Source organism: Sebaldella sp. S0638, from assembly GCF_024158605.1.
GTDB lineage: Bacteria > Fusobacteriota > Fusobacteriia > Fusobacteriales > Leptotrichiaceae > Sebaldella.
Window position 1 is genome coordinate 18,529 of the sequence record NZ_JAMZGM010000050.1, and the last position, 11,586, is coordinate 30,114.

Sequence of the window (11,586 nt, forward strand, 5' to 3'; positions counted from 1 at the left end):
AATCACCACTATTATTTGTATAAATTATAAATTTTTTCTTTTATTTCCCTGTCTACAGACATAATAATGTCAAGATCACGGGATTTTACCTGTTTATGTGCATTCATCTCATCTTCTATAATTCTGTAAATGTCAGTATAATTAATTTTTCTGTTCATAAATAAATCTACGGCAGCTTCATTAGCGGCATTATACACAATAGGATATGATTCGCCGAGCTTGCCTGCATCATATGCTAGCCTAAGACCTCTGAAAACATCAAAATCCACTTTTTCAAATGTGATATTGCTGAATTTCATAAAATCAAAGTTGCCAAGCAGCTTATTCTCCACTCTTTCCGGATATGTGAAAGCGTAAAGAATGGGAGTTTTCATATCAGGTTCTCCCATCTGTGCTATAACAGATTTATCCCTGAACTCTACCATAGAATGAATAATACTTTGCGGATGCACAATAACATCTATTTTATCATAATCAACCAAAAAAAGATGATGGGCTTCTATTACTTCCAGTCCTTTATTAACAAGAGTGGAAGAATCAATGGTAATTTTTGCGCCCATGCTCCAGTTTGGATGTTTTAACGCCTGTTCCAGTGTTACATTTTCCAGAAATTTTTTATCTGCACCTCTGAACGGTCCTCCTGAGGCAGTGAGAATAATTCTCTCGATTTCATTATGATTACCCGATTTCAAAGACTGAAAAACAGCACTGTGTTCACTGTCCACGGGAATTATTTCCGAATTATATTCTTTTAGAAGATCACGAATGAGATAACCGCCTGCTACCATGGTTTCCTTATTTGCCAGTGCTATTCTTTTTTCCTTTTTTATAGCTTCAACAGTAGCCGGAAGTCCGATAGACCCGCTCACTGCTGTCAGCAAAATATCTGTTTCATCAAGCTGTCCAATGTTTTTCAATCCTTCACAACCCATAAAAATCTCTATACCGGGAAATTCATTTTTTATTTTATCGTATCCTTCCTGTGTCCCCACAGATACATACTTTGGATTAAATTCCCTGATATTTTCTGCCAGCGCCTGCCAGTTTTTGTCTGCTGAAAGTGCAGTAATATTAAATTTGTCACGATTTTCACGTATTATTGAAAGGGCGTTTTTACCAATGCTTCCAGTAGCCCCAAGTATTGAAATGTTCGTTTGCATGTCTTCCCCTAACTTATAAAATATTTTACGAAATAATAAACTACAGGAAGTACAAAGAGGGCACTGTCAAAACGGTCAAGAAAACCGCCGTGTCCCAAAAGTAAAGTACCGGAGTCTTTTATTTCAAATTCCCTTTTTATTTTTGACTCCACTAAATCTCCCAGCTCTGCAAAAAAGGCTATTATTAATGCCAGCAGAAGGGCTTCTGTTTTAGTGAAGGAAATATTGCTATGCACACTGCACTTGCTGAATATATGTATATTTTTGCAAAAAAACTCTGCAAAAAACGAAAAAATAACATCAAATTTTAAAGCAACAATAAAGGCTCCTATAAAGCCGCCTATAGCACCTTCAAAAGATTTTTTCGGGCTTATTTCAGGAGCAAGCCTTCTCTTTATGAGCTTTCCGCCAATGGAAATCCCTACCAGATATGCTGCAATATCGCATGTCCAGATAAGTATAAATGTCATGAGGACAAGAGCCCTCCCGTTTGAAAATTCATTTTTTAACAGTAAAATATATGAAAAAAAGTATGAAATATAAACAATACCAAATAAGGTATAAGAAATTTCCGCCATTGCACCATTTATTTTTACTTTCAAAATCTGTCTTGTAGCAATAAGCATAAGGGCAAAAACAACAAAGCCCCCGATATCAAATCTTGCGATAATATCTCCGCTGAATCCCAGAAAATCATAAGAAAACAAAACTTTATCCTTCATATATACAAGTATCGGCAGAAGTAAAGACAAAAACAGTCCTATTCTGCTTGCCACCTCAAATCCTTTATCTTTCAGCATTTTATAAAATTCATAAACAGACATGCCTATTATGACTTCAGTAAAAATCAAAAATGTAAAATCGCCTTTTAAAAAGATAAGAATAAGCAATGGAACAAAAATAACAATAACCAAAGCTCTACTTAACATCGACTCCTCCAAAACGTCTTTCTCTATTATTAAACCAATCTATGGCTTTTTCATATTCATTTTTATCAAAATCAGGCCAGTAAGTATTAGTGATATAAAATTCAGAGTATGCTATTTCCCACAAGAGAAAATTACTGATTCTGAATTCCCCGCTGGTTCTGATAACCAGTTCAGGATCAGGAATATCAGGCTGATAAAGATAGTTTTGAAACTCCTCTTCTGTAACAGAAGTCTTTCCTTCTTTCAGAAGCTTATTAATACCGTCTGTAATCTCTTTTCTTCCGCCGTAATTAAAAGCGATGTTAAAAGTAAGTGTACTGCAGCCGGAAAGATAATTTTCCGTTTCTTTTATTTTTTTCAGCAGTTTCTTGCTGACTCCTTCTTCTGTACCGGATACCACAAGTCTTATATCCTGTTCTTTCAGTTCATCTTTTTTATTATCCAGATATTTTGAAAAAAGATTCATAAGTGCAGTGACCTCTGCCTTGGGTCTTTTCCAGTTTTCAGTGGAAAAGGCGTAAACAGTGAGATGTTTCACACCAAATGAGACACTTTGTCTTAAAACAAATTCCAGAGTATCAGCGCCTCTTTTATGCCCTTCTATCCTTGCCATCCCCTTTGATTTAGCCCATCTTCCGTTTCCATCCATTATAATTGCAATATGTTTGGGTATTTTTCTATCCATAAAAAAACCTTTCAAGTCGTTATTTCCTATTTTACCATATATACAGTGTTTTTTCTAATTTAATTTGCAAAAAACATAAATAAAAAAAACCGGAGTTAAAATGTCTATTTTAGATAACTCCGGAAGATATAAAAATTTATGTTAAAATTTTTCAAGAACTCTTTCTAGTTCAAGAAGATATTCCTTTCTTTCGATATCCGTAACAAAGGGAACGTCGCCGAAAAAAAGGTGTTCCAGTGTTTTGAAACCGGAAAATTTCAAGATACCCTCATCCTGAAGCATTTCAAGGGAATCATGATATCCTCTGACTTTGTAAATATCATAAGGAGTGCTGGTAGTAGAAATGAAAAGAGCTTCTTTTCCGTTTAGGAGACCCCGGGCTTCATGATTTTCATATAAATATGCAAATCCATAAGAAAATATCCTGTCAAAATATCCTTTCAGAATAGCGGGGAAACTAGTCCACCATATAGGGCTGATAAAAATAATTTTATCTGCTTTGGTAATATAATCCTGTTCTTTTTTTATATCGTCAGGAACTTTTCCTTCAGAAAATGTTATAAAGTCAGAAGATGAAAGAACAGGGTTAAAAGAGATTTCATAAAGATCACGAATTTCTACATTACAGCCTCTTTCTGTAAGAAATTTTACGGCTGTTTCTTTTAGTGCATGATTAAAGCTTAACTTGTTTGGATGTGCATATACAATCAAGTAATTCAAATTTATCACCTCTCTTTAAGAAATTTTAGTAATAAATTATACCTCATTAACTTTATACAAACAAATTAATTTTCTTGCTGTTTATTTTTAAAAAAGGCTCATTAAAAATGAACCCCGTCTTCGTAATACATATTTTCTATCAAAGGATTAAATACTATAGTAACTATTTTATCCGTTATTTTTTTCCATCTTTCGGTAAACAGAGCCGCTATTTTGTCTCTAGCTTCTGAATTCCTGTCAAACCATAAAACCTCAATAAAAACAAGGCCGTCATCTTCTTTTCCGTCAAAAAAGAAAGTAGTTTCCACATATTCAAATGTAAACCAGTCAGCTGGACACTCAGCGATAATTCCCAGTTCATCTGCCAGACCTGCGGTAAAATCTCTGACTTTTTCTTTTTCTGCTCCCCGAACTCTTATGTGTGGCATGTTTTTTACTCCTTTTGTTTTTATTTGAATTTTATCATGCCGCAGTGTTTAAATCAATAGGCAAAAAGGATTATTTATGCACAGAATTCAGAGTTTTTAGGGAAAAACACAATATATCCAGAATATGGAAAGCGGCGGATACAAGATATAGTATTTTTGAGAAAAATTTTTTTTATAAATTATACCTGTCCTAAAAATATCTGTACACAAAAAGAAACTACCACTACAAGCATTGAGATAATAAATCCGTGAAGCATAGGCTTGAATCCTGAATGTGCAACCTCCCGAAAATTGGTTCTGAGTCCTATAGCGCCAAGAGCCATTACCATAAGATATTTACTGATATGTGAAACCATAGAGCTTGCTTTTTCTGGAATTATACCTGTACTTTTTATTCCTACCATAACTAAAAATAACAGAATAAAAAACGGAAAGATATTTTTCAGCGAGATTTTTTCTTTCTTCTGGATATCTGTTTGTGAAACAGCTTTCTTGGATTCTGCATATTTATTTATAATTGAAAATATAAGTACAGCAGGAATAATAGAAAGAGTACGGGTAAGTTTTACAATGACTGCAAAACCGCCGGCAGCATCAGAAAAAGCGTACCCTGCGGCAACAACAGACGAAGTATCATTTACCGCTGTTCCTGTCCACAAACCGTAGCCTATATCTGACATTCCAAAATATCTCCCGGCAATAGGAAACAGAATAACCATAAAAATATCAAAAATAAATGTAGCCGAAATAGCATAAGCAATATCTCTGATATCCGCATCTATGGCGGGAGCAATAGCAGCAATGGCAGAACCTCCGCATATACCTGTTCCCGCAGAAATAAGTCCCGACAATTTCCAGTTCATGCCAAAAAGCTTCCCTATAAGCCATCCGCCGCCAAAAGCTGTAAACAGAGTAAAAACCATAACAATAAGAGAATATTTTCCTACCTGCAGAACCTGTGAAAAACTAAGAGTAAGACCCATTAGTATAATAGAAAATCTCAGTATCTGTTTTGAAACAAAATTTATTCCTGTTTTGAAAAAGCTGAATTCAGAAATATAAGGGTTCAGAATCATTCCGGCAAGAAGTGCAAAAACACTTCCGCTTATGAGGTTATACGGAATAAAACTGCTGAAAAAGATTCCTATATATGCAAGAATAAATGTCAGTATTATACCTGAGGCGTATTTTTTAATTAATTTCATTTTTTATCTCCTTTTATGTCTGCATTAAGAATCCCCTGACATTGTGAGGATTTGAAAAATTGGAATTTAGTCAGTCAGGGGACATTTTACAGTATATTGATACTAACATTTTTTTGTGATAAGATAAAATTATAAAATATTATAAATACATAAAATGAAATTATAGAAGGAGAAAGTATGCTGGATTTTAGACATGAAACATTTCTTGCATTATGCAGAATAGGAAATTATACTAAAACAGCCGAATTTTTACATATAACACAGCCGGCAGTAACACAGCACATAAAATTTCTGGAAAATTACTATGATGTAAAACTTTTTAATTATGAGAAAAAAAATCTGTCTCTTACAAGAGAAGGAAAACTTTTGTATGACTATGCGATGACTATGAGTGCTGATAATAAAAAAATAAGGGATATCCTTGCTGAAAAGGACACAGAGAGTATTTCGGTATCATTTGGTACTACGCTTACAGTGGGGGAATATGTGATGCCCGGCATACTTAGGAAGCTGCTCTGTAAATATCCCGGCTCTTCTGTTACTATGTCTGTGGAAAATACTAAAGTTTTACTGGAAAAATTAAAAAACGGCGAGATAAATTTCGTAATTCTGGAAGGATTTTTTGAGAAAACAAAATATGATTCTGTTACATTTTCCGAAGAGGAATTCGTGGCGGTTTGTTCTCCTGATTCAGGGCTGAAAAATAAACAGGTGACATTAAAAGAGATACTCGGCGAGCGGATTATACTCCGTGAAAAAGGTTCAGGAACACGGGATATATTCGAGCAGATATTATACAGACATAACCTCGGCATTCAAAACTTTACAAAAAAATGTGAGATTGGGAATATAAATGTAATAAAAGAACTGGTGAAAAAAAATTTAGGGATAACATTTTTATATAAAGCCGCAGTAGAAAAAGAGCTGGCAGAAAAAAAACTAAGCAGAATAAATATTACAGGCTTTTCTGAACAATATGAATTTAATTTTGTATTTTTGAAAGACAGTATATATAAAAAAGAATATTTGAAATGGTACAAGCTCTTGAAAAGTTTCAGGTAAAAAAATTTTTTCTTTGAAATACCCTAATTTTAAACTGGTAAAAAAATAAAAAAAATTCAATGATATTTAAAATTAGTTGGACAATTTTAATGCAGTGAATTTTTTTATAAATGGTTTTGTTTTTGTATAAACAAAAGTTAAAATTATAAAATAAAATTAGTATCAATCTTCAAAGTTTTTATTTTTAAATTCCCAAAATTCAGCATAATAATTTAGTTATACAAAAAAATTATAACATATAATTAATTTATAAATTTATTTTTATATTAAGTTATTAACTATATTTTTACATATGATTATACTGTAATATACAAAAATGGTGCTATAATTAATATACAATAAGTAGCTGAGAAAGGAGAGTTTGAGAAAATGGACACAAAGAAGATACTGTTTGATAAAATTCTTAAAAGTATGTTCAGTGATACTGTAGTTGTAAAATATTGGGATGGAGAAGAAAAAAAATATGGTTCGGGAGAGCCGAAATTCAAACTTTTTATTGGTGAAGATATTGGAATATCAGATGTGACAGATGATTATTCGGTAGCTTTCGGGGAAGCCTATATGGATGGAAGAATAAAAGTAGAAGGTAATATTGAAGAACTGGTGGAATCTATATATAATAACAAAGACAGCTTTCTAAACAAGGAACATAAAACCCTGAAAATACTGAGAAGCGGATTTAACCGCCTGAAAAAATCAAAACAGAATATAGAACATCATTATGATATCGGTAATGATTTTTATAAGCTGTGGCTGGATAAATCAATGACATACTCGTGTGCTTACTTTAAAGAGCCCGAAGATACACTGGAAGATGCACAGCTGCATAAAGTAGAGCATGTTCTGAATAAGCTGTCTCTGAAGGAAGGTCAGAAACTTCTGGATATAGGATGCGGATGGGGAACATTGATTATTAAGGCAGCCAAGGAATACGGGGTAAAATGTGTGGGAATTACCTTAAGCAAGGAACAGTATGCTGAAACACAAAAGAAAATCAAGGATCAAGGGCTTGAGAACCTTGTAGAAGTAAGACTGGAAGACTATAGAGAATTAAAACATGAGAAATTTGACAGAATCGTAAGTATAGGGATGCTGGAACATGTGGGAAAAGAAAATCTTGACGGGTATTTCAAGAAGATAGACGAACTTTTAAATGATAATTCTTTATCACTTGTCCACTCAATAACAGGGAAAAATGACGGATCATATAATGAGTGGATAAATAAGTATATTTTCCCCGGCGGATATGTTCCCGGAACAAAGGAAGTAATAACAGATATAGCAGAAAATAATTTTATGGTAATAGATCTTGAGAGTCTCAGACTGCACTATGCAAAAACATTAAAATGCTGGGCAGCTAATTTTGAGAAAGCTCTGGATATTATCAGAAAAACAAAGGACGAAACATTTATAAGAATGTGGCGTTTGTACCTGAATTCCTGCTCAGCTTCATTTCAAGTGGGAAATATAGATATTCAGCAGATATTATTTTCTAAAGGTGCTGTAAATTCATTGCCCTGGACACGAGAGTATATGGAAAAATAATGATAATTTTTATAAATTTATAAAGAAACCGGAATTATTCCAAACTGGTACGGTATTTCGTAAAGAAATCGCTAATTGCTGCCGGTTATTTCTAAAATTTTATGAGACTGGCTTATGTGATTATACATAAGCCAGTCTTTTTAACTTGCTTTCTATCTTTATTTACAGTGTTTCTATAAATAAGACAGAGGTGTAAACCAGAACTTCACACTTGATAATGTATAATATAAAATGTTATTATTTATCTAGAATTACTTGAAATGATATTAAGGTTTAATAAGAATTGCTGATAGAAATACGAAAAGTACAGAATGTTAAAAAGCTTCTTTTATGTAAACAGGGAGTTTTAAACATATATACATCAGCATGAAAAATAAAAAAATTGATATTATAAATTATACATCAGAGAGCTTCGGCAAAAATTTCAGACACACCCGGAAAGAATTAAAAAATAAGTTCGGGAGTATGGAAATTAAAATTGTGATTGATGAACATTACCATTAAGGAGAGTGATTATGAAAAACTGGAAAGAATTTTTAGATCAGGAGAAAAAAGAACAATATTTTATTGAAATTATGAATAAAGTAGAACAAGCCAGAAAAATAACAGATGTTTATCCAAAAGAAGAAGACATGTTTTCATGCTTTGATTTATGTCCGTATGAAGACATAAAGGTGGTTATTTTGGGGCAGGATCCGTATCACGGGGAAAATCAGGCTCATGGAATGAGTTTTTCCGTTAAGCCAAATATTAAAGTTCCGCCGAGTCTTAAAAATATATATAAAGAATTAGAATCTGATCTGGGAATAAAGCCCCCGAGTCATGGATACTTGATTTCATGGGCAAAAGAAGGGGTACTTTTAATGAATACCAGCTGGAGTGTAGAAGCGGGAAAAGCTGCCAGCCATAAGAGTTTTGGATGGAATAAGTTTACGAAAAAAGTTTTGGATGTTTTAAATAACTATGATAAACCGCTTGTTTTTATTTTATGGGGTAATCATGCAATTAATGCAGCAAAAGGAATTACCAATCCAAAGCATTTACTTATAAAGGGAATTCATCCGTCTCCATTAGCTGCAAACGGAGGTTTCTTCGGAAGCAAACCTTTTTCACAGACAAATACATTTCTTGAAAAAGAAGGACGTGGTGCTGTAAATTGGGAAATTCCTGAACTAGACGGGAGTACGCCCAAAACTAAACCATTAAAAAAACCAGCTAAAACCAAAAAAGAGCCCAAGCCTAAAGTACAAACAAAGGAATCAGAGAAAAAGGCAATAAATACAGAAGAAGATACCGAAGGTATGAAAATTGAAATAGCAGAAAACCGATATAGATTAAAAGAAAATGGAAAATGGTTTTTAATAAATGAAAAAGACGAAAAACTGACAAAACAAGGGTATGACAGAATATGCGGACTGGTAAAGAACTTTCTACGGGTAAAAAATAACGGGTTAACAGGGCTTATAAATTTAGACGGGGAAGTTTTGCATGAACCGGAATATTCACATATTTCAAAATACACTACAGAAATGCATGAAAAAGGTTTTCAGATTTTTACAAAAAATGGAATTGGTTTTATGAATTCAAAAGGAAAAGAAATTATACCGCCGAAATTTTATGAGTACAAAATCATTGGTGATAATTGTTACTTAGCTAAAATGAAAAGTTACGGGGATACTGCCGTTTATGATAAAAACGGCAATGAAATTATTCCTCCGATATATCATAGAATTGAAGATGCGGGAAACGGCTATTTTAAAATATATAGTAAAACAGGAAAAGCTTTTGATTATGCATATGCTCTTTTTTCACCCCTTGGGGAACAGCTGACAGAGTTTAAATACGGGGATATGGGACAAATTCATAATGACTTTATAAGAGCAAGGTTAAGTCCGAAGTTTGTTATGGAATCACCGGGAGTCCAAATGCAGAACCCTGATCGTCAATGGACATTTTTAGATGAAAACGGGAAAGAAATAACAGATGTGATTTTTGATGATGCCGGAGATTTTGAGGATGGTTTAGCCCCTGTTTGTATAGATAAAAAAGTTGGTTTTTTAAATACAAAAGGAGAGCTTGTCATTGATCATAAGTATCAGCAGTATGTTAACATGGGGTTTGACGGCGGGCTTTGCCGTGTCGGGGATGAAAATGACCGGATGGGAGTTATTAATACCAAAGGGGAAACTGTTATTCCATTTGAATATAATGTGATTTCCAAATTTAAAAATGGTGTTGCATTTGCCCTTTTAGGTGATGATGGTGATGACTTTTTATATATTGATATAAATAATAATAAATATTATCCAAAGTTCTTACAAGAGGAAAACAGATGGGTCTGTGTCGACAGTGATGATAATATAGCAGAAAATATAGAAATAAATATGGAAAGAGAAATAATCGAAGATAGTATAAACTTTAGCTTTGAGGGAAAAGTCGGATTTAGGGATTCAAAAGGGAAAGTTTTTATTGAGCCGATTTATGATGAAACGAGTGCTTTTTTCTGGGGTGGAATTGCAGCAGCCCAGCTAAACGGGAAATGGGGCTTTATTAACAGAAAAAATGAAGTAATCGTGCCGTTTGAGTATGAAAATGCAGGATTTATTATGAAAGGCTACGGAGTTGTTCAAAAAGAAGATGAAAGTGTTATGCTTGTCGGAGAAAACGGACTTTTTACAGAAGATTCCTTTGTTAGAATAGGATATGATTACAAAAAATATAATAAGGAAAAAGGAAAGTGGCAGAATTCACCCGGAGGAAAATGGCTTTGGAATATATTCAGAAGTGAGTGGCAGTTTTATGATTTAATTGATAAGAATCATATTTCAGCGGGAAGTTACGGGGAATTTTCATATTTGAAAAACAGTGTGGATTATGAAAGAGATTATTTTGAAGTTTCGTTAAAAGATGAGGACAGGGAGAGATATGAATTTGCTGTTATAGCTGATAACGGAGAAATTATTTTTCCTAAAAATATTAAAGATGATATTGTGTTTTTAGAAAAAGGGCAGAAATATGACTTTAATCGTATTCCGAATGATTTTTTATTAGAGGCGAAAATTAAAGGGGTTAAAGCTAAAATGAATGAAAATTTCAGCCGGGCTTTTGATGATTATTATTTGAACGATCACCACAGCAAAGTTTATGAATATACAGGAGGTCTTCAAAATAACTTTTATGTGAGTTTATCAGCAGCCATATTTGAGTGGATTTTTTGGAGGACATATGAAACAGCTTCTCCATATATGAATATGGAAATTGTTTTTCAAAAAATAGAGGCTCTTTACGCTTTTACATATTCCGCAGAGAAACTTGACCGATCAAAAATGTCTCATGATATAGGTTATTATAATGATAAAGCAGAGCAGTCAGGTCTTAGTGAGAAAGAAAAACTTGAAGTTGGCGCAGTTGATGACATAATTTACTATATAGAGAAACTTACCAGAAGACATTATAACGGAAGTAATATTGTTTCTGTGGTTGTTTTTGCCAGACTTGTTTTATCCGGAGCAAAAAAGAAATTATTTAACGAATGGCTGGATATGGTTCTGGAAAAGGCAAGGCTCCATTTTGAAATAGACTTTTATCCGAGCTGGTTTAAGGCTTATTATGATTTTAGCACGGATGATATTGTTCCAAGAGAGTTTTTCTTTGATAAAGATTATAATTATACGCCTGAAAGCGGAGAAAGATTAATGAAAGAATTCGCGGAGAAACTGCAAAAAGATAAAAATTATTTTTTGCTATGAAAAGGATGAAGGAATAGAAATATTAAAGGGAGTGTGCAAGAAAGTCTGTAAATTAAATCTGATATAATAAAAGATTTGTTTTTCATATATTGATTTATCTATT

At 33.2% G+C, this 11,586-nt stretch carries 9 protein-coding genes; 3 read left to right on the top strand and 6 right to left on the bottom strand.

All coding sequences use genetic code 11. The features are described 5' to 3' along the window. Window positions 1-11 precede the first annotated feature (11 nt). The 6 genes from dxr to NK213_RS13175 all read right to left on the bottom strand — a co-directional run bounded on the left by dxr (window position 12) and on the right by NK213_RS13175 (window position 5,127). Window positions 12-1,160, bottom strand: coding sequence for a 1-deoxy-D-xylulose-5-phosphate reductoisomerase (dxr, locus tag NK213_RS13150; RefSeq protein ID WP_253349896.1), 1,149 nt, complete (start codon window positions 1,158-1,160; stop codon window positions 12-14). Window positions 1,161-1,168: 8 nt separating this feature from the next. After that, entirely contained in the window at window positions 1,169-2,089 is a 921-nt protein-coding gene (locus NK213_RS13155) for a phosphatidate cytidylyltransferase (protein ID WP_253349898.1), read from the bottom strand. After that, complete coding sequence (gene uppS, locus NK213_RS13160) at window positions 2,079-2,774, bottom strand: polyprenyl diphosphate synthase (RefSeq protein WP_253349899.1); 696 nt, start codon at window positions 2,772-2,774, stop codon at window positions 2,079-2,081. Before uppS ends, NK213_RS13155 begins: the two co-directional genes overlap by 11 nt. Before the next feature lie 141 nt (window positions 2,775-2,915). Beyond that, window positions 2,916-3,494 carry an NAD(P)H-dependent oxidoreductase gene (locus tag NK213_RS13165; protein ID WP_253349902.1) on the bottom strand — a complete coding sequence of 193 codons (579 nt, stop codon included), beginning with the start codon at window positions 3,492-3,494 and terminating at the stop codon, window positions 2,916-2,918. Window positions 3,495-3,595: 101 nt separating this feature from the next. Next, on the bottom strand, window positions 3,596-3,922 hold the full coding sequence (locus tag NK213_RS13170; protein WP_253349904.1) for a DUF1904 family protein: 327 nt from the start codon (window positions 3,920-3,922) through the stop codon (window positions 3,596-3,598). Between the two features lie 179 nt (window positions 3,923-4,101). Then, a complete protein-coding gene (locus NK213_RS13175; protein ID WP_253349906.1) occupies window positions 4,102-5,127 on the bottom strand; it encodes a YeiH family protein in 1,026 nt (341 codons plus the stop codon). A gap of 177 nt (window positions 5,128-5,304) precedes the next feature. Between NK213_RS13175 and NK213_RS13180 the strand changes: the two genes are divergently transcribed. The 3 genes from NK213_RS13180 to NK213_RS20670 all read left to right on the top strand — a co-directional run bounded on the left by NK213_RS13180 (window position 5,305) and on the right by NK213_RS20670 (window position 11,483). Next, window positions 5,305-6,189 carry a LysR family transcriptional regulator gene (locus NK213_RS13180; protein ID WP_253349908.1) on the top strand — a complete coding sequence of 295 codons (885 nt, stop codon included), beginning with the start codon at window positions 5,305-5,307 and terminating at the stop codon, window positions 6,187-6,189. A gap of 369 nt (window positions 6,190-6,558) precedes the next feature. Then, window positions 6,559-7,734 carry a cyclopropane-fatty-acyl-phospholipid synthase family protein gene (locus tag NK213_RS13185; protein ID WP_253349910.1) on the top strand — a complete coding sequence of 392 codons (1,176 nt, stop codon included), beginning with the start codon at window positions 6,559-6,561 and terminating at the stop codon, window positions 7,732-7,734. A 509-nt stretch (window positions 7,735-8,243) separates the two neighbouring features. Then, a complete protein-coding gene (locus tag NK213_RS20670) occupies window positions 8,244-11,483 on the top strand; it encodes a uracil-DNA glycosylase (RefSeq protein WP_371926430.1) in 3,240 nt (1,079 codons plus the stop codon). Window positions 11,484-11,586 lie beyond the last annotated feature (103 nt).